Source organism: Vreelandella xerophytica (genome assembly GCF_968048975.1).
Genome location: NZ_OZ309106.1, coordinates 1,726,388 through 1,751,214, shown reverse-complemented (window position 1 = coordinate 1,751,214; position 24,827 = coordinate 1,726,388). Strand labels below are relative to the sequence as shown.

Sequence of the window (24,827 nt, the reverse complement as noted above, 5' to 3'; positions counted from 1 at the left end):
TGCTGTCTGGCCTTCCAGCGGCTCTCTTGAACGCCAAAGCATGCTAACATGCGGGCTTTTCTGGCAGCTTCAGGTCGCATCTACCGTGCTTTCCCGTATCCGTATCGTGCTCGTTCAAACCTTTCACCCTGGCAATATCGGCGCCGCCGCCCGGGCGATGAAAACCATGGGCTTGACCGACCTGGTTCTGGTCAACCCGCGCACGTTTCCCGATGAGGAGGCAACCCGTCTGGCCGCCGGCGCCACGGATGTGCTGGAAAACGCCCGGGTAGTGAAAAATCTGAATGAGGCGGTCAATGATTGCGTGCAGGTGGTGGGCGCCAGCGCGCGTCTTCGAAGCCTGCCGCTGCCTCATTTCGATGAACCCGACACCATGGCCCAGGATGTCGTATTAAACGCTGCCCAAGCGCCGGTGGCGCTGGTGTTCGGGCGCGAACGGTCGGGATTGACCAACGATGAAATACGCGAGTGTACCCATCAGGTCAGCATTCCCGCCAACCCCGAGTACGGCATCCTGAACCTTTCTCAGGCGGTGCAGATCCTCGCCTATGAGGTTCACAGGGCCTGGCGCAAGCAGCCCCGGAGCGGCTTTGTCTACCAGCGGCCCATGGACGCCATGCCTCCCACCCGCGAGCAGCTCGGTCACTTTCACGATCATCTGGGGCGCTTGATGCGCCAGAGCGGCTTCTTGACCCAGCCCCATGCCCGCACCGAAGAGCAGCTGCAGACGCTTTTTACCCGCGCCGAACCCAGCCGAAAGGAGCTTTCCCTGCTTCGTGGCCTGCTCAGCGCCTTTGAATACCATCTGCCCCCCGGCCGGTAAATAAAAAGGCAGCCCTCAGGCTGCCTTCTGCATTCTGAGTGACCTTTCAAAACCACATCGCGCCCAGCCAGCCAAAGGCGATGAGCGGCAGATTGTAGTGAATGAAGGTAGGTACGACGCTATCCCAGATGTGATCGTGCTGGCCGTCGACGTTCAACCCCGAGGTTGGTCCCAGAGTTGAATCCGAGGCCGGCGAGCCGGCATCGCCCAGGGCGGCGGCGGTGCCGACCAGTACCACGGTGGCCATGGGCGAGAAACCGAACTGGACAGCAAGCGGCACGAAAATCGCGGCGATGATCGGAATGGTGGAAAACGACGAGCCGATTCCCAGGGTAATGAAGAGCCCCACCAAGAGCATGGTGAGCGCGGCCAGGCCCCGGTTGTCACCAAACAGTTCAAAGGCCCCGCTTACCAGCGCATCGATATCACCGGTGGCCTTCATGACCTCGGCAAACCCGGCGGCAGAAATCATGATAAAACCGATCAGGGCCATCATGCGCATGCCGCTGGTGAAAAGATCATCTGCCTCGCGCCACTTGAAGATACCGCCCATGGATAAAATGCCGATCCCCACCAGCCCGCCCAGGATCATCGAGCCGGTATAAAGCTGAAGCCCCAGGGCGGCTACGATGGCAATCCCGGACATCGCAAGCCCCAACCCATGCGGCTTCGCCGGGGTCCGGAGCAACGGCGCCGTATTGGCCGCCACCTCGTCAGTCTCGTAACCCCGCGGGCGCCGGTAACTGACAGCCAGTGCCACCACCAGGCCCACCGCCATGCCACCTACCGGTATTGCCATCGCCAGAGGCACCATGGCGCGGGTAATCTCGAGCCCCAGGGGCTCACCGGCACTGTTGAGATTGGCCAGCAGTATATCGTTGAGAAAAATCGCCCCGAAACCCACCGGCAACAGCATGTAGGGGGCGGTCAGGCCAAACGTGAGGGCACAGGCCACTGCCCGGCGGTCAAGCTGCAGACGGTTCATCAAGGCCAGAAGCGGCGGGATCAGGATAGGGATAAAGGCGATATGCACGGGAATGGCGTTTTGTGAAAAGATCGCCACCATCAAGATGGCTCCGAGCAAAATGAACTTGACCCGCGTTTGGTGCGCCGCAGTGGACTCCTTCCCCAGGAGCCGGATCAAGCGCTCGGCCAGCATATCCGGAAGCCCGGAACGCGATATCGCCACCGCAAAGGCCCCCAGGGTTGCGTAGGCAAGTGCCACCTGTGCGCCACCGCCTACGCCCTCATTGAATGCGCCCAGGGTATCCTCGAGCGAGAGCCCGCCGACCAACCCGCCGACGAGGGCACCAAGAACCAGAGCAAAAACCACCGAGACACGCAAAAGCGACAGCGCCACCATGACGAGCACTGCAATAATCACTGCATTCATTGAGTTACCTAGAGCCTTGAAGAAAGTCGTTTAAGCCGAAGGTGACGAATCTTAGCAGATGCACTCGCCTTTTAGCAGGCCGGATTCGCCCGCAAGGCCTCCAGGCACCTCATTACGACTTTAGTCTCTACGCCATTGCTGCTTTGCAACATCACGCCTATCCTGTTGCCCTCATTTCTTTTCAATCTGTAAAGGGCCGAGGGCTTGCCATGAGTATGCTAGCAATTGTTGTTTCTCTCGTGCTTTTGATGGTGCTGGCCTACCGGGGCATCTCGGTACTCTTGCTGGCGCCCCTGATGGCCTCCCTGGCGGTACTGCTTTCCGGTGATGTGGCCTTCTTGCTCCCGGTGTATACCGACACCTTCATGCAGGCACTCGGCGGCTATGTCACCCAGTTTTTTCCCTTGTTCCTGCTCGGCGCCCTGTTTGGCCAACTGATGGCGGACTCCGGCGCGGCACAATCGATTTCGACGGGTATCGTCAAGCGCCTGGGCACACAGCATGTGGTGCTGACCGTGGTGATCGCCTGCGCGGTACTGACCTATGGCGGGGTATCGCTGTTTGTCGTGGCCTTTGCCATCTACCCCATCAGCCGGGAGCTTTTTCGCGAAGCCAACGTGCCCAAGCGGCTTGTACCGGCCTCGATTGCGCTGGGTTCGTTCACTTTCACCATGACGGCCCTGCCCGGCACACCGGCCATTCAGAATGCGATTCCCATTCCTTACTTCGGCACCAACAGCTTCGCCGCGCCGGGTCTGGGTATCATAGGCGGGTTGGTCATGCTGGGGCTGGGCATTGCCTACCTGCAGTCGCGGGTTCGAAAAGCGCATGCCAACAATGAAGGCTACGGCGTGCATACCGAAAAGGAGACCAACGAGACGGGGGAGCAGGCAAGCACTCCTACCATGGCGCTGCCGCTTGCACTGATTCCGCTGGTCATGGTGATCGGCCTCAACGCGCTGTTTACCTACGGCGTGTTTCCCGCCCTGGATCTTGGTTTTATCGATGAGGCGTTCGAAAACGTATCATCGGACAGCCAGGCGGGGCTCTGGGCGATACTGATCGCACTTTTAAGCGCTTCCGCCTGGCTGATGGTTACCCGCTGGCGCCATTGGGCCGACTTGAAGACTACCGTCAACAAGGGCGTATTCGGCTCTCTGCTGCCCATCTTCAACACCGCCTCGGAAGTGGGTTATGGTGCGGTGATTGCAAGTCTTGCCGGCTTTGCCATCATTCGCGATGCCGTACTCAACGTCTCACCCAACAACCCCTTGATTTCAGAAGCGCTCGCCATGAGCGTGCTGGCCGGCATCACGGGCTCCTCTTCCGGCGGGCTTTCCATCGCCTTGCAGACACTGGGTGACGAGTATCTTGCCATGGCCCAGCAGGCGGGTATCAGCCCGGAATTGATGCATCGGGTGGCCACCCTTGCCGCCGGCGGCATGGACACACTGCCCCACTCCGGCGCGGTGATTACGCTGCTGGCGATCTGCGGGCTGACCCATCGCCAGTCCTACGCCAATGTGGCCATGGTCACCATCGTGCTACCCGTAGCGGCACTGGCAAGCGTGATTACCCTGGGCACACTGTTTGGCAGCTTTTAAGACGCGGTGCTTAAAAATTGCTTTACATCAAGCAGATCATACTGTTCGTCGGTTATCATCGTTCAATGCGTCCAACTTAGCGTGATCTCATGCTCCTTGCCCTTTCACTTTTTCATCAGCTCAAAAGCAGTCTGCGCGATCTAGCGCCGATCGTGCTCGTGATGGGCTTTTTTCAGCTGGTGGTGCTCCGCCAGCCCTTGCCCGACACCATCGCCCTGATCGATCTGGCACTCGGGGTCGTCTGCGTACTGGCCGGGCTTACGCTTTTCATCAAGGGATTGGAGCTGGGACTTTTCCCGATGGGTGAAAGCCTTGCCCATGCCTTCGTCAACAAGGGTTCCATCACCTGGTTGATGCTCTTTGCTTTCGCCCTGGGGTTTGGCTCCACCGTGGCAGAGCCTGCGCTCATTGCCGTGGCCGCTCGCGCCGCCCTGGTACTTTCTGAAAGCGGCATGATCGAGCCGGGCTTCGAGACAAGCTTCGCCCTGGCGCTTCGCATGGTGGTGGCGGTTTCGGTCGGTTCAGCGGTTGTGCTGGGGGTCTTGCGTATCATCAAGGGCTGGCCCTTGCCCACACTGATCGTGACCGGCTATGTGCTGGTACTCGCCCTCACGCTCATCGCCCCGAAAGCGCTGGTGGGCATTGCCTACGACTCGGGGGGTGTCACCACCTCCACCATTACCGTGCCCCTTGTCACCGCGCTGGGAGTGGGCCTTGCCTCGAGCATCAAAGGGCGCAACCCCATGCTCGACGGCTTTGGGCTGATAGCGCTTGCCTCCATCATGCCGATCATCTTCGTTCTGGTATTTGGCATCGTGGGCCTGGGTCTTTTTCCGGGTAGCCACTTATGACTCTACTGCTCAGCCTATGGAATACATTGATCGATATTGCCCCCATCGTGGTGATCATCTTTGGATTTCAGTACGGCGTGATACGAAAGCCCATCAAGCGCCCGTTTCAGGTGGGACTTGGCTTTTCAATGGTGTGGCTTGGGCTTTCGCTTTTTCTGGTAGGCCTTGAAAGCGCCCTTTTCCCGTTGGGCGAACTGATGGCCACCCAGCTTACCCACCCGGATTTCCTGCCCGCGCTTTTGCCCGGGGCGGCGCGCCACTGGAGCGACTACTACTGGGTCTACTTCTTCGCCTTCGCCATTGGTGCCAGCACCACTATCGCCGAACCGGCCTTGATTGCGGTAGCCATCAAGGCCGGTGAGATTTCCGGGGGGACGCTCAACCCGCTGATGCTGCGCATAGCGGTGGCGCTGGGTATGGCCTTGGGCATCACCCTGGGCGCCTGGCGTATCGTGATGGGCTGGCCACTACACTGGTTCATCTTTGGGGCTTACTGCCTGGTGATCGTGCAAACGCTGCGCTCGCCACGCGCGATCATACCGCTGGCTTTCGACTCCGGCGGCGTTACCACCTCCACCATTACCGTGCCGATCATTACCGCGCTGGGGCTAGGGCTTGCCGGCTCGATTCCCGGGCGCAGCCCGCTGATGGACGGCTTTGGCATGATTGCTCTGGCCTGCCTGTTTCCGATCATTACCGTCATGGGCTACGCGCAAATCGCCCAGTGGCTTTATCAACGCAAGCGCCCTGACCGCAGCACGCACACGAACCGTCAGAGGTAACACCCCAAGGAGACTGCCATGCGCTTCAAACTGATTGTGGCATTAGTTGAAGATGAATTGACCGACAAGGTCCTGAAAGCCGCTCGCGAGGCGGGGGCGACCGGCGCGACGGTCATCAACAACGCCCGGGGTGAAGGGCTTCACGAGGTACGCGGTTTCTTGGGCATGGGCATCACCGCCCAGCGCGACGTGCTGTTTTTTCTGGCGGAGGCGAGTCTGAGCCGCGGGATACTCGATGCCATTGCCCGGGTGGGCGAGTTTGATGAAACCCCCGGCACCGGCATCGCCTTTCAGCTGGATGTGGAAGAGGCGCTGGGCGTACAAAGCCAGATCAAATCACTCGAGCAGGCCGAAGATAAACGCTAAGTGATTGGTTATGAAACAAGAAATATTTTACAGCGAAGATTGGGCAGCGCTTTTGTCAAGCTCGCCGTACTACCCCGTAATGCCCTTGGAATGCGACGCTGAAAAAGCCTCGGGCAAACAATTTAGCCTTGGCTAACAATGGCGAGTAGGATACGCTACCGGATAACGATGTTCCCACTACTGCCAGTAAGCTTTGCCAATGAGTGATGATCAAACGCCGCAACGCCCGTTACGGGGCGGCCCCAGCAACGACGCGCTACCGCCTGTCGAGCAGCATGCCCGCCAGTACGAAACGGTGCGTAACGCTCATGAAACCGAACTCATCGAAGATTACGTGGAGCTGATTGGCGACTTGCTGGATCATCGCGGTGAAGCGCGCGCGGCGGATATCGCCAATCGCATGGCGGTCAGTCAGGCGACCGTATCGAAAATGATTCGCCGTTTGAACGAACTGGGCCTGGTTACCAGCCAGCCCTACCGTTCGCTCTTTTTGACCGAAGAGGGCAAGCAGATGGCCCAGACCTCGCGGGGGCGTCACGATATCGTGCTTCACTTTCTTCGTGCGCTGGGCGTGACTGACAGCACTGCGCGTATCGATGCCGAAGGCATGGAGCATCACGTCAGTGATGAAACCCTCTCGATCATGCAGCGATTTACCGAGCAGCACGGCAAGTAGCTAGCGCCCTTTTCCCACCAACGACGACAGTCGGTTGACCTGGGTGATTCCGCCATTCCAGACCATTTCGATATGGGTGGTCTGCACCATATCCTCCACGAAACGCGGCGTCATCAGCGCCCAGCAGATCGCACCTTCGCGGCGCACCGAACGGTAACGAAGCCCCGGCTCTTTTGCATGACGAAGGGCTCCTCCCAGCACTCGGGATTGCTGGTAACTATCGGGGTCATAAATCGGATGGTCCACTTCGAGCCCTAGCGCGTCCCGACAAGCCTTCTCATCGAAACCGCAGCGTAGCCCACGAAACACGAAGCGTTCGAAACGAAGTTCGGGCACCTTTTCCCAGTAAGCCTGTTGATGGTGGCTTACTTCGGCAATGGCCGTCGCCAGCGTATCGGCAATATAGAGCACTCCGAAACTTCCATCGCTAAAGCGCGAGCCATCCGGATTGACGTGGGTGAACGCCCCGGCGGCGTAAGAGCAGCCGCGAATACCGAAAGGAATTTCCGCCACCGGCACCAGGGCCAAATCGCCTAGTTCGTTGCGAAGGCGCGGATTGGTCAATGCCTGTAGCTGATAAAGCGCGTCGAACTCATCGGCATCGGCTACGTCGTCGAAAAGCGTGATTGGGGGGAATTTACTATTGATCAGCCGATACCCCTCGACCCGGTTCGGCGGACAACGACCCAGGGCGTCCGGCGTTACCACTGGGCGCCTCGCAGGCTGTCAATTCGCTTGAAGGTTTCATAAAGCGCCGCGAAATCGCCCCCGCCCATCACTTCCAACGGCGACCGTCCGTTGAAATAGGGGTTGTGGTTTGCCATGGAAACGAACCCGTAAACGTTGTCCGGGTTTTCAAACAGCGTACGTAGCGCGCCATGGATATTGAGCAGGTAGCTGATTCGGGTGAGCTGGTCACTGTCGAGCTTTATTTCACTCAAGTCTCCTCGGCGCGCGCGCGCATAGGTCGAATGCGAAACGCGCAGTATGGCCTCGCCCTGCTCACCACTGGCCTGCCACTTGTCCAAGATTCGCACGGCGGCTTTCAAACCGATAGCGGCGGCCGCTTTGTGTTGGTCAACGTTACGGGCAGCTTGCATGATCGCTCCTGTTTATATCCACAAATACTATATCATTGATAAAGTATTCACAAATAAAGAGCTGTTATACTCCATTTTCATGGCGCCCCCTCAAGCATCACCCGATCAGGAAATCCCTGCAGAGTTACGACCGAAACGAGGATTTTGCAATGTTGGGCGAAGTTCTCCTGGGCCGGCTCGGCGCGTGTGTTTTAAAGCCGTTCCAGGTAAACATGCACCCAGTAAAGCTATCTATTTGTTAATAAACGCTTCATGGCATTAGACTCTTGAGCATTGTCAGCTATATTCTTGGGTTCAAACCGTTTCAGCATTACCCAAGCTCTCTTTGAAGGGTTCGGAAAAAGAGTGCATACAGCCTGCCGTCAAAAGCTATGGAAGCCGACATGATAATAGCTCCCCGTTGCCCCAGCGACATGATCATTCGTAAACTGGAAAGTATCTTTGCACTGACTGACGAGGAAAAGCAGGCCCTGCGTGATTTGCCCCTTCAACTAAAGGAAGTCGGCACGAATCAGCATATCGTCAGAGTGGGCGACCAGCCCAGCAAGTGCTTTCTGATCGTCGAGGGATTCACGTGTGTACACAAGGTGTCCACCGAAGGTAAACGCCAGATCATGGCGATTCATGTGCCCGGCGATGTTCCCGATCTTCAAAGCCTGCATCTACAGGTGCTGGACATCAATATTTCATCGATAACGCCCTGCAAGCTTGGCTTCATGAAACACACGGATCTGTACCAGCTATGCGAACGCCACCCGCGCTTGGCTGCTGCCCTTTGGCGGGAAACGCTGGTGCATGCCTCCCTCTTTCGCGAATGGTTATTGAATAACGGCCAGCGAGGGGCCTATTCACGCATAGCGCATCTCATCTGCGAAATCATGCTGCGTCTGAAAGCCGTGGGATTGACCGACGAACAGACCTTCAACATGCCCGTCACACAAGCCGAATTAGCCGATGCCACCGGCCTCACCCCGGTGCACGTCAATCGGGTCATGCAGGCGCTGAGAAGCGATGGCCTGATCAGCACTCGCAAACAGCAGGTTACCCTACCCGACTGGGAAAAAATCTGTCAGGCAGCCGAATTCGACCCGCTTTACCTGCATATCAAGCAAGAGTCACCCGCCTGATATCTTCTTGCTGCTGACCACCTGGTGAAAAAAGCGCCGCACCTACGGCGCTTTCCGGCAAGTACTTCTCCAAAGCAGAACCGTTTAAAGAGATAAAGAAAATTTCATATCTTTTCGTGTCTCCCCGCTGGCCGAGGCAGCCCGACTCGACCAATGCCCGGAATCTTGAGCGCTGGCCGTAGTACGTCGATTCCCATACTCATGCCCAGCATATTCAGCTCGACTCCCTCATCGAGAGCCAGCATAACGCCGAACACCCCGCCCAGCGAAAACTGATAACCGGTACCGCTAGGCGTTGGCGCAAACAAGGCATTGAACAGGTAGTCCTTACCTACCGCCGTTACCGGCAAAACCAGGTCGAGCCCGTCGATATTGCGTATCATCCAGGCAATGAAACTATTGCTGTTGGGCCCGGGCCATATACGGTAAATATCCGCCTGCGGGTAGCGGGCGCTCGCTTCGTCAATCTGTGGAATCAACCGCGCGGCAGCGACACCTCGATAGTCGGCCAAAAGCTCTGGCGTATGGCCAAACCAGGCGCGGTCCGGCGTATCGCTTGACACTGCCACCGTAGGCTTTCGCCAGCTAAGCACCTGGTGCAAACGATAGCCGTCGGCGCCCTCTTCCTTTGTCGCGATCCAGATATGCACGCCAAACGCTCCGCGCCAGCTATAGGCCCGAGCGGCATATACCTGCACCACCGCCGGCGCGTACTCCTCGGGCAGAGGCGCAAGTCCGGCAGAGTCACGATTCATGCTGGACCAGTGACCGTCGGTATTCACTTGATTGGTGAGTAATACCCAGACCGGCCCCGCCAACAGCAGCCCCAGCAGAATGAATAGGGTCAATAGAGATAAAAGCAGCGTCTTCATTAGTGTCCTTTATTAAAAGTGTAAGCAGAGCATCACTTTTCTGTCAGCGCGCTGTCACGTGCCGTCCTTAGCCTTTAGTTCAAGAAACATCTTGTCAAAAAGGGCTCCAGCCATGACAGACAGCGTCACGCTTACGGGTATCACCAAGCAGTATGCCGATAATGTCGTGCTGAATGACATCTCGCTCGATATCCGTCCGGGGGAATTCATATCCCTCGTGGGTGCGTCAGGCTGCGGGAAGTCGACCTTGCTGCGTATCATCTCCGGCCTGGAAGAGCCGGACAGCGGCAGCGTCGCTATCGGGGCGCAAAACGTTACCCACGTCGAGCCACAGCAGCGCAACGTGGCCATGGTCTTTCAAAGTTATGCTCTCTACCCGCACATGACCGTGGCGGACAATATCGCCACGCCTCTCAAGATGCATCACCTGAACGGTCTTTCACGACTCCCGTTGATCGGCATGGCCGTCCCCGGGCGCCGCAAGGCGATGGCAGCCATCGATACGGAAGTCCGCAGCGTAGCCGCCCAGCTGCAGATTGAAATGCTCCTTGGGCGCAAGCCCGCCCAGCTTTCCGGCGGCCAAAGACAGCGCGTGGCCCTGGCCCGTGCCATGGTTCGACGTCCCGCCGTCTTTCTGATGGACGAGCCTTTATCCAACCTGGACGCCAAACTGCGTATTCATATGCGTACCGAACTTACTGAACTACACCGGCGCCTGAAAACCACGTTCATCTACGTGACTCACGACCAGGTGGAAGCGATGACCATGTCTGATCGCATCGCACTGATGGTTGAAGGCCGTATTCTCCAGCTTGGAACGCCTAACGAACTTTACCACCGCCCGGCTACTTTACAGGTGGCACAATTCATTGGTTCGCCGGCGATCAACTGCTTCGAAGCCCCTGTGTGCAATGGCTCGGTAACGATTCAAGGTCGCCCCGTGACCGGCCTGAGCGTGGGTGATCACCGCCATGTGGTCGTGGCGGTACGTCCCGAAGCACTGCGCTTGAACGGCGAGCCCGGTGATGTGTTAGTGCACACCACCGTGCGTCGCCTGGAGCATCAAGGCGCCGACTGTTTCCTGCTCGCTTCACAAACGGGCCAGGAGAGTACGTTGCACGCTCGCCTTTCTCCCGAAGAAGCGGCGAATATTGATACCGGCCAGACGATTACGCTCTATTTTCGTCCAGAGCTGGCGCACTTTTTTACCAGTGATGGCCTACGCATCGAACCACAGCGTAAAGGCCCTGAGCCAGAAGCCGAGGCATGGCGTGTCGAGGCTCTGACATGAATGGCGCCGTCAATACCCAGGCCCTGTCCTTACCGGCAACAGACGCTCCCGGACTGACCCAGGCTCGCCGACGCCAGCTCAAGGGGTACGCCTTTGCAACACCCGCCGCGCTGCTGTTGCTATGCATCTACATCGTTCCACTGATCACCTTGTTGGGAATGAGCGTGACCGATTACCGCCTGGGCGCCGTCGTGACCCAGTTCGTCGGTCTGGAAAATTTTTCGAAAGCTTTCACGGATCCCGTCTTTCGTCGCGCTTTCACCAATACATTACTCTACGTGGCGATCGTCATTCCCTTCGGGGTCGGGCTTGCACTTTTCATCGCCACGCTGATACATGCGCGTGTACGTAGCCGCTCTTTCTACGAGGTCGTCTACTTTCTGCCAGTGACCTCGACGCTCGTGGCGATGGCAACGGTATGGCAGTTCATTCTCCATCCACGCCTGGGCCCGGTGAACGCGGTGCTGTCGTCGTTCGGCATCGGCGAGATCGCTTTTCTTTCTCACCCGATGCTGATCATCCCTACCCTTGGAGTCATCGGCGTATGGCAGGTCCTCGGCTTCAATATCATTCTCTTTCTGGCGGGCCTGTCCGCCATTCCGCGTGATTTATACGATGCCGCCCGAATCGATGGCGTCAGGCGCCCTATTGATCGCTTTATGACGGTCACCTGGCCAATGCTCGGCCCCACGGTGATGTTCGTCGCGGTGACGACCTCGATCACCGCCTTCAAGGTGTTCGAGACCGTAGCGGTGTTGACTCGAGGCCGCGACGGCTCCGAAGTGCTTCTCTACGCGCTCTATCTGGAAGGGTTCGAGTACTTCCAGATGGGTTACGCCGCGGCCCTGACCCTGATTTTTCTCGCCTTCGTGCTGTTTCTGTCCATCGGGCAGGTGCTGCACCTCGACCGCAAGGTGCACTACTGATGAGCAACATTCGCCGTTCTTTGACGGGGCCTGCCTGGCGCCGGCTGTTACCTCATGCGGTGCTGATGACAGGGGCCTTGTTCATACTGCTGCCTTTCTACTGGATGCTTTTGACCTTGCTGCGCGCGCCGGCTGAAATATTCAGTGCCAGCCTTTGGCCGGTCCCGCACTCCTTCCACGCCCTGGAAAACTTTGCGTCAGCGACACAGGCTGTCCCCCTTTTTCGGTTCATGCTCAATGGCGTCATCGTCTGCCTGGGCATCCTGGTGGTGCAATTACTGGTCGCGATCCCCGCCGCCTACGCATTGGCCAAGTTACCTTTCCCCGGTGCCCGGCTTTTCTTCACTCTGGTGATCGGTGCCCTGTGCATCCCCATGCAGGTGTTGGCACTGCCCATGTTCATAGGGCTGGCCTGGGCCGATCTGCTCAATACCTATTTCGCCATGATGGCGCCATTCCTTCTCTCGGTATTCGCCATTTTTCTGTTCCGCCAGGCCTTCAAATCCTATCCGGATGAGATCATCCAGGCGGCCAGGCTCGACGGCATGGGCGAAATGGCCATCTGCTGGCGTCTGGTGGTGCCCTCGGCACTGCCAGCGATCGCCGCCTTTACCGTATTTTCCGTGGTTGCACACTGGAATGATCTCTACTGGCCCATGATCGTCATTTCCGACATGCAATTAGCCACTCCCCCGCTTGGCATGCTGTTCTTCGCCGACGCTGAAGCCGGCACCAACTACGGCGCTCTCATGGCAGGGGCCACTCTGCTGACCCTGCCCCTGGTGATCTGTTTCTTGCTTGCGCGGCGCCAGTTCATCGAAGGAATCACGATGACCGGTGTGAAGTAGGCGTTTACCCAACCCCAACTGGAGATTGATTGATGAAGCTTCGCTATTTCGCCGCGATGACCGCCCTGAGTGCCGGTCTGGCCCAGACGGCTTCTGCCGAGACCGTTACTCTCGACGTACTGCATTGCAACGCCAGCTTTTCGCGTTTTCACCAGCCCATTGCCGACGCCTTCATGGCCGAGAATCCCGATATTCACATCAACTTTCTGGCGCCCTGCGCCGACTACGATGCCGGCCACCAGCAAATGCTGCGCTTTGCGGTGACCAACAACCTGCCCGACCTCTACTTTTCCGGTTTCCATCTGCTCGAAGAGCTGACCGAGGCCCTGAAGGCGCGCGGCCAGATCCAGGATCTGCAACCCTATCTCGACGAGTTGGACGAGGCATTCATCACCGAGAACTACGACCCCAATATTCTGGCACTTGGCCATGTCCAGGGCTCGCAGTACGGTCTTCCGGTCAACGCATCTTCACCGATCATGTACTACAACGTCGAGAAAGTTCGCGAAGCCGGCGGCGACCCCGACAACATGCCCGACAACTTCGAGGACCTGATCGAGCTGGCAACACGCATCAACGAGCTGGATGACACTATCAATGGTCTCTCCTACGACGTTCATGGCTGGAGTGATGACTGGCTCTGGCAAGCGCTTCTCTATCAGCAAGGGGGAACGTTACTTAACGACCAGCGCGACGGTGTGGGTTTCGACAATGAGTTTGGCCTTGATGCCTTGACGCTGGCCCGGCGTTTCGTGACCGAGGCCGGCATGGAGCTCATCGACCCGGATCAATCCCGCCAGCAGTTCGGCGCGGGTCTGACCGGCATCATTTTCGACACGCCTGCCCGTCTGCAGACCCTCAACGGGTTAGTGGGCGAACGTTTCGAGCTGGGAACGGCGGTATTCCCTATCGATGACAAGCAGCAAGGCGGCGTGCCCACCGGCGGCAATGCGGTCGTGATCACCTCTCAGGACGAGGCGCATCGCAAGGCGGCGCAAAAGTACGCCCTGTTCACCACGGGCCCAAAAGCACAGACCATCGCTGTAGAGATCACGGGTTACCTGCCAACCAATCAGCTCGCCCTGGGCGATGACTATCTGGCGCCCTACTACGTAGCCAATCCAAACGCGGCCACCGCCGCCATGCAAGCCGACCGCTCCCTGCCCTGGATCGGGTACCCGGGGGGCGAATCGGTGCGTATCTGGCGCGCCCAGCGCGACATCATCAGCCAGGTGATGCGCGGCGAGATGACGCCCGACGCGGGTCTGGAGCGCATGGTGAGTGAAACCAATGCCTTGATCCGTTAAGCAAAGCGTCAAACCTGGGCGCTCGCCTTGCCATTGACGCTGTGGCGAGCGCCTGACATACCCCTCGACCTCTCTTCGCGCCACGATATATCAACCATGACCGGCGAGCACGATCGCTTCCCGTTCTGACAAGAGAAACACGCCCGATGAAGATTATTCAGATTACCGATACGCATTTCGTCCCCCCCGGCCACACCCTTTACGAGCTGGACCCCGCTGCCAGTCTGCAGCGCGCTGTTGCCGACATCAACGAGCGCCACACCGATGTCGACCTGGTCGTTGTTACCGGTGACCTGGCCAACGATGGTGATGAGGATGCTTACCGCCTGCTGCAAGAAACCCTGGCGCCGCTGCCCTGCGAGGTACGGCTGCTTCTGGGTAACCATGACAATCGAGACACCTTTCGCCGGGTATTCCCCAGCGCGCCGGTCGACTCCAAGGGGTTCATTCAATCTGCTCTTCCCACATCCGATGGCGCACTGCAGCTGCTTTTTCTCGATAGCCACGAGCCGGGAACGATTGGCGGAAAATATTGCCCTCGACGACTGGATTGGCTGGCTACCGAATTGGCCAGAGCCCCGGATGTACCGGCGGTGGTCTTCATTCATCACCCGCCCTTCGATGCTGGTTTTGCGCATTTCGAGCACATTGGTTTTCATGGTCCGGAACCGCTTATGGACGTACTGCACAACCATCCCGCTGGCGTACAGCACATGTTTTTTGGGCATATCCACATTTCGCTTTCCGGTATTACCGAAGGAGGTATCTCCTACACCTCGGGCCGAGGGGTCAGCCATCAATTCATCGTTGAGCCCGAAGACCCGGCGCCTCACTGGACGGCAGGTACAGGCCCGAACTACACCGTCATAACCCAGCAAGGCAAAGGGCTACGCGCCATGCACATCGATACCCTGGACGCCGCGCCCCTGGTCAAGTCCACCCAGTGCTTCGGCCCTTGATCCCATCGTGGCCGGTATCCAGGCTGAGGTTACAGCTGAAAAACCGGCGGCTTGGAAAGATTGGGGATTGAGGATTGAGGATTGAAGATTGAAGATTGGAGAGAGATTACAGCCCGACGCGTGTTCGCAAGATCATGGTCTTCAGCAAGGTTGGCCATAGCTTGGCACAGGTGAAGGCGACCTTTCGTCCCAATCGATAGGACAACAAGTCGGCCAGGCGCTCGGCTTCACGCACAGGAGGCGCTAGATCCTTGAAGGCAAGACGCTGATAGGTCTTCGAGTCGCCTCCCGTGGCATGAATCCGGGCTGCCAGTGAGGCCGTGTGTAAAGCCATGGCAATGCCATCGCCTGCAAACGAGGGAATGACCGCTGCCTGATCCCCCAACGAAAACAGGTTTGGTACCGCATCCTCGGGGGAATGGAGATATCCATAAGGAACGCCCGAAACCGCCAGGGGCTCACGCCACAAGGGGGTCAAGCTGGCAAGTCGCTGCTGCATATGCGATGAAGTACGGCTGAGCCACCGAAGCACACCCGCCCAACGACCGCCACAGGCCTTGTAGATGTCTCGCCTGATCAAAAAGCAGAGATTGACCTGGCCGTTTTCTATCGGCTCAAGGCCTGCGTACCCGCCATTGAATAAATGTATCTCGACCGCTCCCTGCCATTGGGCTTGCTGAAATGCCTGGGAGCTGAAGTGCATTTTCAGACCAATGAAATCATGATGACGGGATACGCGGACCGGGCGTTTCCAGTTACGCAGTTCATGTTTGCCGGTGGCAAGAAATACCGTCCTGGCCGAGCGTTCCATGCTGGTTCGCTCTGATCTTGATCGATCTCGGTAGACCAGGTTCCAGCCGTCTTCACCTTGTGACAAGTGCCTGACCGTGGCGCCAAACTCCACGATTGCACCGGCTGCCGCAGCTTGCGCCAGCAGCGCGCCATCCAGTGTATACCGGGATAGACTCCAGGCAGTGAAGGGTAAATCAAACGTAAGCGCGCTTTCACCATTATAAAACCGGACATGGCGAATAGGTTCAGCGCCTAACGCCGCCAGGCTCACCCCCGCCTCTTCCAGGTGCTGCGCGGCTTCATAGCTGATGAATTCACCGCACACCTTATGATGCGGCTCGGCCTTGCGTTCCAGAAGACGCACCGGGACGCCTTGCCTGGACAATTGAATAGCCGCGGCCGCCCCCGCTGGCCCGCCGCCGATGATAAGCGTTTCTTCACTCGTCATGGTGGCGACTCTTTACAGCAGGCCACGCAAAGGCGGAACGGGAAAAACCACTGGATGTGCACATGGCCCTTTAGCCCCGCTTCATCGATCAAACGTCGCCAGTCGGACACGGTAAACCCGCGCGCCACCGATAGCGCCGCGTCATTACGAACCAACCGGTTACCACTAAAGAGTGCGGTAGCGTTCTTGATGAAATAATAGGGAACGGGGTGACGATGCAGATCATTGATAAACCATCCTTTACTCGCGCGGCGATCCATCCAGCGCAAGAACTCGACAACCTGCTTATTTGTCAGGTGATGAGTAAATAACGACGATATGACAATATCGATGGGCCGGTCCGGCTCAAACTCAAATATATCCGCGGTTTCATAACGTATCGCGGGGGAATTCGACCAAGTGTCAGCCGATCTTTTTGACCAGGGGTTCAGGTCAACCCCCACCAGGCGAAGCCCGTTACCTTCCCCGTCTCGATGAGGCCATTGTCTGGCAATCTTGCGAAGCATGTCCCCCCCGCCACTGGCCACATCCAGCAGGCACAGATCTGCATGCTTTTCGATCAAGGGGCGAAGCCATTTCAGGGTGGGACGATAAGCCAGGGTCAGATGATTGATACGTTCAAGCTCAACCAGACAATCGTGGAACTCATCAAAGGAAATATCTTCCTCGTCCATGAGCTCCTTCTCACCGCTGCGTCGACTGAAATCCGGCATGCCTGTTTTATTCCTGACGTTCAAAACGCATGCTTTCGACCGTAAGACCCGGCCCAAAGGCCATGGCGAGCCCCGGCCCGCGCTTTTCGGGGTTATCCATCATGGCCTGAAGCACAAACATGATAGTGGCCGATGACATGTTGCCATACTTTCTGAGTACCTCTCGCGACTCGGCCAGTTGCTGGTGCTCGAGCCCTGCGCCGGTTCTTACTGCATCCAGCACACTGCGCCCGCCTGGGTGAATGGCCCAGTACGCGATATCGCCATGCGTATAGCCGCCCAGCAGCGTGCCCAGAACATCAGGCAAATTACTGGCAATAGCACCCGGCACCTTGCCTGACAGATGCATATCAAAGCCTTGATTGCCCACCCGCCAGGTAATCAATTCTTCGGTATCGGACAACACCAACGAGTGAAAGTCCTCTATCTTGAGGCCCTCTGGCGCTGCCGATACGATACTTGCCGCACAACCATCGGCGAAGATCGCGAAGGATAAAATCTCGTCAACCGTTCCCGAGGATTTGAGATGAAGCGTGCAAAGCTCGAGGTTCAATACCAGCACCTTGGCTTCTGGTTCCGAGCGTACGATATGACGAGCAAGCTTGAGTGCGTTGAGTGCCGCATAGCACCCCATAAAGCCTACGTTGGTACGTTCGATGTTCCCCTGTAACCCATAATGGCGAATCACTTGGTGATCCAGACCCGGAGCATAGAATCCCGTACAGGTCGTCGTCACCAGGTGCGTTATACCAGAGAGATCGAGCTGATCCAGCGCTTTTCTTGCCAGGTCGAAAGCAAAGCGTTCGTAGAACTTCATGCGCTCATGGGTACTGGGAAACGCATCATTTTTATAAAAGCCCTGGGCGTCCAGCTTATCCTCATCCGTGTGGGGCTGAAGAAACGAGTAGCGATGCTCTATCTGTGTTCGGCTTGCCATGCGTTCAAACACCTTCAGCGAACGCTGATCCGGCATGAGTCGTGGGCAGTATTGAATAAACTTGTCATGGATATCAAAGTCCGGGACAGCCGAGGCAATGCTATTAATATAAACCGGCGTCATGTCACTGCTCCTTGTTGCCTCAGATTTTGCGTTGCCTGGGTTATTCGATGCGATCGGCTGAAAAGAAAATATAGACGTAATTGCCTTGCTCATGATCGATGTGGGAACGGTCAGCGGATTTTTAACAATTAGCAACAATAGTAGCTATCAGGCTATCAGCTATACCGAAGCGGTATGCAAGCGTACGAATCGTTCACGTGTTCAGCCTGCGGCAAGTAAAAGAAACCGTCTTGAACGCCCTTATTCTGCCTAGACTGCCAAAGGCAAGGCCGCTTCAGTCGCACCGGCCTGCCTGGATCGCTGGCCATACTCGATGGCCAAGCAACACGAGAAAGGATTCATATATGCTCAGCTGGGAACAGTGGCAATCCTGGGAAACATGGATATCTCAGGCTACTCTGGTCAACGTCGCCCTGGTGACAGGGATTGCAGTCATCAGCTATATCGCGCTGCGGCTGGCGATGCGCTTCGTTCTGGCTAGGATCGTTACCTGGCTATCCAGCAGCAAGAGCCGCTGGAGCCGCTACGCTGCCGAAGTTTTCAGGCACACAAGCCATCTGCTGATCGCGGCGATGGCCTTGCAAATCGGCCTTGCCGTTGCTGATCTGGGGCCTGTCTGGGACGCCCGCGTCACGCACCTGTGGTTTCTGGTGCTCGCCCTGCAATTCGGTCTTTGGGTCGATGCCGCCATCGCTTTCTGGAAAGAAACAATCGTTCAGGACAAGGCGGGCCAGGATAACCAATTGACCGTCACCATGGTCGCCCTCTTGTTCCGTATTGTACTGTGGGCGGTCGTGCTGCTGTCGGCATTAGCCAACCTGGGCGTGGATATCACTGCTTTTGTCGCCAGCCTGGGAATCGGCGGCATTGCCATAGCTCTTGCAGTACAGGCACTGCTGGGTGATTTGTTTGCCTCGGCCTCTATTGGCGTGGACAAGCCTTTTCAGACAGGCCAATTTATCGTTTTCAATGATATCGCGGGCACCATTGAATACATCGGCTTGAAAACCACACGCATACGTAGCCTGAGTGGCGAGCAGGTCATTTGCTCGAATACCCAGTTACTTCAGCAAACCATTCATAATTACAGCCGGATGAACGAGCGGCGCATCGTTTTCAACCTGGCTATTTCCTTTCGCACTTCAGCAGAAAAAGCGCGCGAGGTTCCACCCCTCATCAAGCAAGCCATCGAAGAAGTCCCCAGGACAAGATTTGACAGAGCCCATCTGCTCATGTTTGACGACTATGCCCTTAAATATGAAGTCGTTTATTTCGTATTAAGCGGAGACTACAACCTTTATATGGATATACAGCAAGCCATCAACTTTACGCTACTGGAGGAGCTGAACAAACGTAAGATCAAATTTGCCATGCCGGTACGCGCGCTGGAGTTTCTTGAAGATATACCACTTCCCGAAGGACGGGCATATAGCAATAAGGCTTCGACGCCGGCGGCTGAATCCATTTCAACGCCCGACGAAGGAGATACAAAAGACTAGATCCGGAGAATTCATGGCCAATGAAGTACAGACGACAGGAGTAAATATCGCTTCTACCTCAAGTCGACAAACCTTGTAAATTAAATAAGTTAATTACATCAAAAATTCATCATAGAGAATGGGTCGATCACGACGAGATAATCGTGGATGGGTTAACGGCATACCACGAATTTTCTGCAATGAGCCATGATGGTGCAACTTACCATAACATTTTTTCAACGCTTCACTGAGGTGCTGAACCAGGCCCGTCGTACCCAGCATAACACTACCGAATAGCCCGTTAATATATCTAGTTTAATCAACCTTATGATATCAAATTAACTTTTTTTAAACAATAGGCTATTTAATTTCAGACAATAGCCTACCGCCTGCGATTCTAATTAGATTCATTATCAGCCTTGAAAATATTTAGAATTAATACCACCATAGTAGGGGTCTTAAATCTATATTCTAAATTCTAAATTCTAAACATATTGATGAGCTGGCTTATTTGAATTAAAAAATTCAATATCCAGGTTATAAGCCTTTTACGCTTGCGCTATGAGAATCTTCTCGCGTAATAAAAACGCAACGACACTTAAATTAAGAAACATGGGGTAGCAGGGAACATGAGAATTAGCATCTTCGGCTGTGGTTATGTGGGTCTCGTAACGGGAGCTTGCCTGGCCGATGTCGGTCATGACGTCATGTGCGTCGATGTCGACGAGAACACTGTGTCTAGCCTTGAGGCTGGCAAGATACCAATTTATGAGCCGGGTCTGGAGCGCCTCATTCAAGACAATCAGGCCGCTGGTCGGTTGAATTTCACCACGAATGCGGCAAAGGCGGTCAAATTCGGCTTGCTCCAGTTCATCGCTGTGGGCACCCCTTCCGACGAAGATGGCAGTGCCGATCTGAAGTACGTGCTCAAGGTTGCCGAGACGATCGGCCAGCACATGGATGACTATACGGTCATCGTCGACAAGTCGACTGTGCCCGTGGGTACCGCCGCAAAGGTGGAGCGTGCGGTGGCTGTCGAGCTCGAGAAACGGGGTCTTGAACTGGATTTCGACGTTTGTTCGAACCCGGAATTTCTCAAGGAGGGTGCGGCGATCGAGGACTTTTCACGCGGCTCTCGAATTATCGTCGGCACCGAGTCCGAGCGCGTCAAGGACGCCATGCGGGAATGTTATGGCCCTTACAATCGCCAGCGCGACAAGCTGATGTTCATGGGCGTGCGCAGTGCCGAATTGACCAAATATGCGGCCAATGCCTTGCTTGCGACCAAGATAAGCTTCATCAATGAAGTCGCCAATCTCGCCGAGCATCTCGGCGCCGAGATCGAAGAGGTTCGCAATGGTATCGGGTCCGACCCACGCATCGGTTACAGCTTCATCTACCCCGGCTGTGGCTATGGTGGTTCCTGCTTCCCCAAGGACGTCAGAGCACTTGCCAATACCGCCGACGACATTGGCCAGCCCGCTCACCTGATCAAGGCGGTTGAGCAGGTCAATACCCGCCAAAAAAGCAAGTTGTTCGAAAAACTTTCTCAGGCCTTCGATGGTCGACTGGCAGGCAAGACCATCGCCTTGTGGGGGCTTGCCTTCAAGCCTAACACCGATGATATGCGTGAAGCTCCCAGCAGAACCCTGATAGAAGCCCTGTGGGACGCTGGCGCACGCGTTCAGGCGTTCGATCCGGAAGCTAGCGGCGAGTGCCGCCGCCTTTACGGTGAACGTGATGATCTACGCCTTTTCGAGCAACGCGACGATGCACTGGAAGGTGCCCATGCACTGGTCATCTGTACTGAGTGGAAAGCCTTTCGCACCGTCGATTTCTCGCTACTGAGCGAGACGTTACTTGAACCCGTCATTATCGATGGCCGTAATCTCTTCAATCCCGATACCGTAAAGGCGGCAGGGCTTGCCTACTACGCCATCGGTCGGGGTGACTCCGTACGCTCCGTCCAGGCTTGAGGCATTGTAATGAGCGCTACTCGCCGTAAGCACTCCTCTGCCAGCCGTATTACGGAGCTGACCACTTTCCTGTTCGGTCTGGCACTGCTGATTTTCGCCATCAGCGAACTGCCAGCGGATGTTCTCTCGCCCGAGTCGCAGAGCTTCTTTTTCATCATCGGAGCAATCGCCATCTGGCGGTACTCCTGGTGGGCGGTGCAGGCCGTTCGCTCGCTTTTGTACAACCGGCTCGTCTTTCCGAGCTTGCGTGTCGAAGCCGATGAAGCCGGAAGCCAAGAGAAGCCTCCTGAGCTTTTCGTGCTTTGCACCTCTTATCGTATCGACGAGCGCGTCAACTTCCAGGTCTACGATGCCTTGATAAGGGAAGCCCATCAGTACGGTGTACCGACCACGATCTTCGCATCCGTGTCGGACCGTACCGACGTGGATATCATCACTCACGTTCTGGAAGACAACGACTGGCCAGAGAATGTCAACGTGCGCTACATGTTTCAGAAGGGAGATGGCAAGCGTTCGGCCATGGCCGAGGTACTGCGGGCGATCTCCCGGTGCCTGCCGGCGCCGGGGTCGCTTTTGATCTCGATGGACGGCGATATCCTCATCGAGCCCGACACCCTGTCACGCACGCTCTCCTTCTTTATTGCCCAGGGCGACCTGGGGGCGCTGACGACCAACAATCGTGCTCAGGTGACGGGCGATGACGTCACCCGCGAGTGGTATGACCTGCGTTATGCCCAGCGTCATCTGATGATGAGCTCAATGTCGCTGTCGCGGCGCCTACTGGTTCTCACAGGCCGTTACAGCGTTTTTCGCGCCGATCTTGCCACTCAGCCGGACTTCATCGAATTGATCGAGAACGACCATGTCGATCACTGGCGCTTTGGTAGTTTCAAGTTCCTGTCAGGTGACGATAAGTCATCGTGGTACTGGCTGCTGAAGAACGGCTGGTCGATGCTCTACGTGCCCGATGTTTTCGTCACGGGATTCGAGGAGCTGCCCGACCGGCATCGCTTCTTTGCATCAAGCACCGATTTGATGCGGCGCTGGTTTGGCAACATGCTGCGCGTAAGCCACCGTGCCATCGCGCTCGGCCCTCGTCCCATGGGAATGTTCACCTGGTGGAGCCTGGTCGACCAGCGTATCTCCATGTGGACGACCCTGGTGGGGCCCACAGTGGTCACCCTGGTCACGCTTTTCATAAGACCCTCGTTTTTCTTCACCTACGTGCTGTGGATCATGTTCACCCGTGGTATTGCGGTGTCAATTCTGGCGTGGCAACGCGGGCGGTTCAGCCTGCTGTGGATTCCGTTGATTTATTACAACCAGGTGTGGGGCGCGATCCTCAAGACCTATGTCAGCTTTCGCTTCAATCGTCAGCAGTGGTCGCGCCAGGGTATCTCGGCCGGCGAACCAGATGATCCGGTAGCGGTGCGCAGACAGCGACGCATCGGCCATGCGCTGCACGGGCTCTTCTATGGCGTTCTTCTCTTCATTCTGGTGATCTCGACCGGCAACACACTGCTTCCGGACCGGACCACCCTGCATATCGCGATCGATCAAGTATGGGGGGCGAGTCATGACTCCCAGCGCCTGGATCATTCGCTCGACACAAACCCTACCGACACGGCCTGTGAACCGATCCAGGCGTCTCCCGACTATTTTCTCGTGGAAGACGACCTGATCAAGGGCCTGACACGCGGTGCCGAAGCGCAGCCACCTCAACAGGCCAAGCTCACGGTGCTATCGAACACCCAATGCAATGAAAGACTCTGGATCGAGCCTACGACACAGCCCACGGTGTCAACGACTCATCCCTGACGCAAGGAACAACCTACGGATGAAAGACGATCATTCAAACGCTGCCCACGGTCGGCATGAACCCACTCTCGACAAAAAGCAGGAACGGATGAACAACGATACATCCTCGTCCTCGGACAGTGTCAATCAAGAAGATGAACGCATGCCCCAGGATAACCTGCGCCATGAGAAGCGCGATGAAAGGGGCTATATCCGGGTGCCGACACTATTTCGCGTGACCCTCGCGGACAGCGATATCGAGCTCGACGGCAATGATGTCTCCCTCGGCGGCTTTTCTGCCCAGAGCAAACGTGCTTTTGAACCTGGCGAGCGCGTTGACGCATCCCTGATCATGGCGGCGGGAACCTTTGATGTCATTGTGCCGGCCAGGGCCGAATGCGTTGATGCCACTCCCCGAGGGAGCGGCAAGGGATATGACGTCAGGTTCAAGTTCAACGAGATGGAGGCGCAGCACCGCGAATCGCTGCGTCAGATCATTCGCAGTTGGTTGAGTGGCCGTGCGCCCAACATCGAAGGCCAGATGGTCAGCGAAGATCCGCAAACACCTCGCAAGCGCCAGACCACCAGGGCAACGCCTTCCAAGCGCCCCCCCAAGCCTGTCGGACGCTACGTTCTTCTATTCCTTGCGATCGGCTTGTTGCTGCTGGTAGGTGCGGCGACCGCCTATCGCAACTTCATTCTGATCGAGCCCAACTTCGCCGCTGTAACGGCGCCGCGTATCGATATCCGCGCCCCCAGCCCCGGCGTACTAGGCGAACACGACTTCACCGTGGGTGACCGGGTCGAGCGCGACCAGCTATTGACCAACGTGATCGATCGCGACCTCGAATCGGACCTGATCCTGGCAGAAGCGGCACTCAGCTATAACGACCAGTTGATCGAGAACCTGCGTGGCTACCTCGAGGCCGATACCCAGGAGATCAGCCTGGCCAACTCCGCACGGCCGGCCAGCGGTGACACCACCACCTTCGAGACGGTCTCCCCGGCGATCGCCGAAGCCCGTATCGAACAGTTCGAGCAGGTGCGCGATTACGAGAACTCGCGCATCGCCGCCCTCAAGGGCGTTCAGGCCAGCAACGACATATACAGCCCGTGTGACTGCCGCGTGGCCTGGGCGCTGAGTAGTGCCGGCGGGGTCTACATCGACGAAAGCGAGCGGATCATGACGCTGGTGCGTACCGATGAAGGTGACGTGATGGTCGAAGCGCTGGTGCATATGGATGACATCAGCCGCATTCAGCCCAATCAACAGGCCTACGTCACCCTGCCCAACGCCAATCAACCGATTCGTGCCCAGGTGCGCAACGTCGCCCTCGATATCGAATCTCAGCCTCGAGCCGGTTTCCCCAGCTGGGTACGTCAGCAGCAGAACGTGGCCAGTGTACTCCTGGTTCCAGAGGAGCCCTTGCCGCCAGAAAGCGTGGGCCAGCCGATAGACGTTCGCTTTAGCGAAACACAGCTTCTGAGTGCCGCTTCGGAAAAAATATGGCAAGGCGTGAACTCGATCATACAGTCCAGTCATGACCTCTATGACACGGCCCAGGATGAATTCAACCACTACTGGAACGATACCGATGACATCAGCGATGAAGGGTAAAATCCCGCGCCCACTTATCC

23 protein-coding genes are annotated in these 24,827 nt (G+C 56.8%); 16 read left to right on the top strand and 7 right to left on the bottom strand.

What is annotated here, in order from left to right; translation table 11 throughout:
* Positions 1-85: 85 nt before the first annotated feature.
* Complete coding sequence (locus ACWF8S_RS08235; protein WP_447556569.1) at positions 86-823, top strand: RNA methyltransferase; 738 nt, start codon at positions 86-88, stop codon at positions 821-823.
* A 46-nt stretch (positions 824-869) separates the two neighbouring features.
* Here the strand turns inward: ACWF8S_RS08235 and ACWF8S_RS08230 are convergent, their stop codons facing one another.
* Entirely contained in the window at positions 870-2,216 is a 1,347-nt protein-coding gene (locus ACWF8S_RS08230) for a Na+/H+ antiporter family protein (RefSeq protein WP_447556378.1), read from the bottom strand.
* Between the two features lie 209 nt (positions 2,217-2,425).
* Between ACWF8S_RS08230 and ACWF8S_RS08225 the strand changes: the two genes are divergently transcribed.
* The 5 genes from ACWF8S_RS08225 to mntR all read left to right on the top strand — a co-directional run bounded on the left by ACWF8S_RS08225 (position 2,426) and on the right by mntR (position 6,495).
* Positions 2,426-3,820 (top strand): GntP family permease, encoded by a 1,395-nt coding sequence (locus ACWF8S_RS08225; RefSeq protein WP_447556377.1) that lies wholly within the window; start codon positions 2,426-2,428, stop codon positions 3,818-3,820.
* A gap of 89 nt (positions 3,821-3,909) precedes the next feature.
* Positions 3,910-4,671 carry a DUF1538 family protein gene (locus ACWF8S_RS08220; protein WP_447556375.1) on the top strand — a complete coding sequence of 254 codons (762 nt, stop codon included), beginning with the start codon at positions 3,910-3,912 and terminating at the stop codon, positions 4,669-4,671.
* Positions 4,668-5,453: a DUF1538 family protein gene (locus tag ACWF8S_RS08215; RefSeq protein WP_447556374.1), complete on the top strand. Its 786-nt coding sequence runs from the start codon at positions 4,668-4,670 to the stop codon at positions 5,451-5,453. Before ACWF8S_RS08220 ends, ACWF8S_RS08215 begins: the two co-directional genes overlap by 4 nt.
* An 18-nt stretch (positions 5,454-5,471) precedes the next feature.
* Complete coding sequence (locus tag ACWF8S_RS08210) at positions 5,472-5,819, top strand: P-II family nitrogen regulator (RefSeq protein WP_447556373.1); 348 nt, start codon at positions 5,472-5,474, stop codon at positions 5,817-5,819.
* A 199-nt stretch (positions 5,820-6,018) separates the two neighbouring features.
* The gene (gene mntR / locus ACWF8S_RS08205) at positions 6,019-6,495 is read left to right on the top strand and encodes a manganese-binding transcriptional regulator MntR (protein WP_447556371.1); all 477 of its coding nucleotides are present in this window, start codon (positions 6,019-6,021) and stop codon (positions 6,493-6,495) included.
* Here the strand turns inward: mntR and ACWF8S_RS08200 are convergent, their stop codons facing one another.
* Together ACWF8S_RS08200 and ACWF8S_RS08195 are read right to left on the bottom strand one after the other, a co-directional pair.
* Positions 6,496-7,203, bottom strand: coding sequence for an RES family NAD+ phosphorylase (locus tag ACWF8S_RS08200; RefSeq protein WP_447556370.1), 708 nt, complete (start codon positions 7,201-7,203; stop codon positions 6,496-6,498). It abuts the gene before it with no gap.
* A complete protein-coding gene (locus tag ACWF8S_RS08195) occupies positions 7,197-7,595 on the bottom strand; it encodes an antitoxin Xre-like helix-turn-helix domain-containing protein (protein ID WP_447556369.1) in 399 nt (132 codons plus the stop codon). Before ACWF8S_RS08195 ends, ACWF8S_RS08200 begins: the two co-directional genes overlap by 7 nt.
* A 383-nt stretch (positions 7,596-7,978) precedes the next feature.
* On the opposite strand from ACWF8S_RS08195, the gene ACWF8S_RS08190 reads away from it, so the two are divergent.
* Complete coding sequence (locus tag ACWF8S_RS08190) at positions 7,979-8,722, top strand: Crp/Fnr family transcriptional regulator (RefSeq protein ID WP_447556368.1); 744 nt, start codon at positions 7,979-7,981, stop codon at positions 8,720-8,722.
* Between the two features lie 104 nt (positions 8,723-8,826).
* On the opposite strand, the gene ACWF8S_RS08185 is transcribed toward ACWF8S_RS08190, so the two are convergent.
* The gene (locus tag ACWF8S_RS08185; protein WP_447556367.1) at positions 8,827-9,594 is read right to left on the bottom strand and encodes a DUF3750 domain-containing protein; all 768 of its coding nucleotides are present in this window, start codon (positions 9,592-9,594) and stop codon (positions 8,827-8,829) included.
* 112 nt (positions 9,595-9,706) lie between these two features.
* Between ACWF8S_RS08185 and ACWF8S_RS08180 the strand changes: the two genes are divergently transcribed.
* The 5 genes from ACWF8S_RS08180 to ACWF8S_RS08160 all read left to right on the top strand — a co-directional run bounded on the left by ACWF8S_RS08180 (position 9,707) and on the right by ACWF8S_RS08160 (position 14,925).
* Positions 9,707-10,885, top strand: coding sequence for an ABC transporter ATP-binding protein (locus tag ACWF8S_RS08180; RefSeq protein ID WP_447556366.1), 1,179 nt, complete (start codon positions 9,707-9,709; stop codon positions 10,883-10,885).
* Positions 10,882-11,811 carry a carbohydrate ABC transporter permease gene (locus tag ACWF8S_RS08175; protein ID WP_447556365.1) on the top strand — a complete coding sequence of 310 codons (930 nt, stop codon included), beginning with the start codon at positions 10,882-10,884 and terminating at the stop codon, positions 11,809-11,811. Before ACWF8S_RS08180 ends, ACWF8S_RS08175 begins: the two co-directional genes overlap by 4 nt.
* Positions 11,811-12,659 (top strand): carbohydrate ABC transporter permease, encoded by an 849-nt coding sequence (locus tag ACWF8S_RS08170; RefSeq protein ID WP_447556364.1) that lies wholly within the window; start codon positions 11,811-11,813, stop codon positions 12,657-12,659. Before ACWF8S_RS08175 ends, ACWF8S_RS08170 begins: the two co-directional genes overlap by 1 nt.
* A gap of 32 nt (positions 12,660-12,691) precedes the next feature.
* On the top strand, positions 12,692-13,966 hold the full coding sequence (locus ACWF8S_RS08165) for an ABC transporter substrate-binding protein (protein WP_447556363.1): 1,275 nt from the start codon (positions 12,692-12,694) through the stop codon (positions 13,964-13,966).
* A 146-nt stretch (positions 13,967-14,112) separates the two neighbouring features.
* Positions 14,113-14,925, top strand: a complete 813-nt coding sequence (locus ACWF8S_RS08160) for a phosphodiesterase (protein WP_447556362.1) — start codon at positions 14,113-14,115, stop codon at positions 14,923-14,925.
* Between the two features lie 106 nt (positions 14,926-15,031).
* Here the strand turns inward: ACWF8S_RS08160 and ACWF8S_RS08155 are convergent, their stop codons facing one another.
* The 3 genes from ACWF8S_RS08155 to ACWF8S_RS08145 are packed head-to-tail and all read right to left on the bottom strand — an operon-like array spanning position 15,032 to position 18,076.
* The gene (locus tag ACWF8S_RS08155) at positions 15,032-16,165 is read right to left on the bottom strand and encodes an NAD(P)/FAD-dependent oxidoreductase (protein ID WP_447556361.1); all 1,134 of its coding nucleotides are present in this window, start codon (positions 16,163-16,165) and stop codon (positions 15,032-15,034) included.
* The gene (locus ACWF8S_RS08150; protein ID WP_447556360.1) at positions 16,162-16,839 is read right to left on the bottom strand and encodes a methyltransferase domain-containing protein; all 678 of its coding nucleotides are present in this window, start codon (positions 16,837-16,839) and stop codon (positions 16,162-16,164) included. Before ACWF8S_RS08150 ends, ACWF8S_RS08155 begins: the two co-directional genes overlap by 4 nt.
* 46 nt (positions 16,840-16,885) lie before the next feature.
* Positions 16,886-18,076 carry a type III polyketide synthase gene (locus ACWF8S_RS08145; RefSeq protein WP_447556359.1) on the bottom strand — a complete coding sequence of 397 codons (1,191 nt, stop codon included), beginning with the start codon at positions 18,074-18,076 and terminating at the stop codon, positions 16,886-16,888.
* 206 nt (positions 18,077-18,282) lie between these two features.
* On the opposite strand from ACWF8S_RS08145, the gene ACWF8S_RS08140 reads away from it, so the two are divergent.
* The 4 genes from ACWF8S_RS08140 to ACWF8S_RS08125 all read left to right on the top strand — a co-directional run bounded on the left by ACWF8S_RS08140 (position 18,283) and on the right by ACWF8S_RS08125 (position 24,807).
* Entirely contained in the window at positions 18,283-19,437 is a 1,155-nt protein-coding gene (locus ACWF8S_RS08140; protein WP_447556358.1) for a mechanosensitive ion channel family protein, read from the top strand.
* A gap of 608 nt (positions 19,438-20,045) precedes the next feature.
* Positions 20,046-21,392: a UDP-glucose dehydrogenase family protein gene (locus ACWF8S_RS08135; protein WP_447556357.1), complete on the top strand. Its 1,347-nt coding sequence runs from the start codon at positions 20,046-20,048 to the stop codon at positions 21,390-21,392.
* 9 nt (positions 21,393-21,401) lie between these two features.
* Positions 21,402-23,210 (top strand): glycosyltransferase, encoded by a 1,809-nt coding sequence (locus tag ACWF8S_RS08130; RefSeq protein ID WP_447556356.1) that lies wholly within the window; start codon positions 21,402-21,404, stop codon positions 23,208-23,210.
* Positions 23,211-23,298: 88 nt separating this feature from the next.
* Positions 23,299-24,807 (top strand): HlyD family efflux transporter periplasmic adaptor subunit, encoded by a 1,509-nt coding sequence (locus tag ACWF8S_RS08125; protein ID WP_447556355.1) that lies wholly within the window; start codon positions 23,299-23,301, stop codon positions 24,805-24,807.
* Positions 24,808-24,827 lie beyond the last annotated feature (20 nt).

Coding starts and splice junctions, on each gene's coding strand:
- ACWF8S_RS08230 (WP_447556378.1), bottom strand. CDS start 2,216: ATGAATGCAGTGATTATTGCAGTGCTCGTCATGGTGGCGCTGTCGCTT.
- ACWF8S_RS08225 (WP_447556377.1), top strand. CDS start 2,426: ATGAGTATGCTAGCAATTGTTGTTTCTCTCGTGCTTTTGATGGTGCTG.
- ACWF8S_RS08220 (WP_447556375.1), top strand. CDS start 3,910: ATGCTCCTTGCCCTTTCACTTTTTCATCAGCTCAAAAGCAGTCTGCGC.
- ACWF8S_RS08215 (WP_447556374.1), top strand. CDS start 4,668: ATGACTCTACTGCTCAGCCTATGGAATACATTGATCGATATTGCCCCC.
- ACWF8S_RS08210 (WP_447556373.1), top strand. CDS start 5,472: ATGCGCTTCAAACTGATTGTGGCATTAGTTGAAGATGAATTGACCGAC.
- mntR (WP_447556371.1), top strand. CDS start 6,019: ATGAGTGATGATCAAACGCCGCAACGCCCGTTACGGGGCGGCCCCAGC.
- ACWF8S_RS08195 (WP_447556369.1), bottom strand. CDS start 7,595: ATGCAAGCTGCCCGTAACGTTGACCAACACAAAGCGGCCGCCGCTATC.
- ACWF8S_RS08190 (WP_447556368.1), top strand. CDS start 7,979: ATGATAATAGCTCCCCGTTGCCCCAGCGACATGATCATTCGTAAACTG.
- ACWF8S_RS08185 (WP_447556367.1), bottom strand. CDS start 9,594: ATGAAGACGCTGCTTTTATCTCTATTGACCCTATTCATTCTGCTGGGG.
- ACWF8S_RS08180 (WP_447556366.1), top strand. CDS start 9,707: ATGACAGACAGCGTCACGCTTACGGGTATCACCAAGCAGTATGCCGAT.
- ACWF8S_RS08175 (WP_447556365.1), top strand. CDS start 10,882: ATGAATGGCGCCGTCAATACCCAGGCCCTGTCCTTACCGGCAACAGAC.
- ACWF8S_RS08170 (WP_447556364.1), top strand. CDS start 11,811: ATGAGCAACATTCGCCGTTCTTTGACGGGGCCTGCCTGGCGCCGGCTG.
- ACWF8S_RS08165 (WP_447556363.1), top strand. CDS start 12,692: ATGAAGCTTCGCTATTTCGCCGCGATGACCGCCCTGAGTGCCGGTCTG.
- ACWF8S_RS08160 (WP_447556362.1), top strand. CDS start 14,113: ATGAAGATTATTCAGATTACCGATACGCATTTCGTCCCCCCCGGCCAC.
- ACWF8S_RS08155 (WP_447556361.1), bottom strand. CDS start 16,165: ATGACGAGTGAAGAAACGCTTATCATCGGCGGCGGGCCAGCGGGGGCG.
- ACWF8S_RS08150 (WP_447556360.1), bottom strand. CDS start 16,839: ATGGACGAGGAAGATATTTCCTTTGATGAGTTCCACGATTGTCTGGTT.
- ACWF8S_RS08140 (WP_447556358.1), top strand. CDS start 18,283: ATGCTCAGCTGGGAACAGTGGCAATCCTGGGAAACATGGATATCTCAG.
- ACWF8S_RS08135 (WP_447556357.1), top strand. CDS start 20,046: ATGAGAATTAGCATCTTCGGCTGTGGTTATGTGGGTCTCGTAACGGGA.
- ACWF8S_RS08130 (WP_447556356.1), top strand. CDS start 21,402: ATGAGCGCTACTCGCCGTAAGCACTCCTCTGCCAGCCGTATTACGGAG.
- ACWF8S_RS08125 (WP_447556355.1), top strand. CDS start 23,299: ATGAACAACGATACATCCTCGTCCTCGGACAGTGTCAATCAAGAAGAT.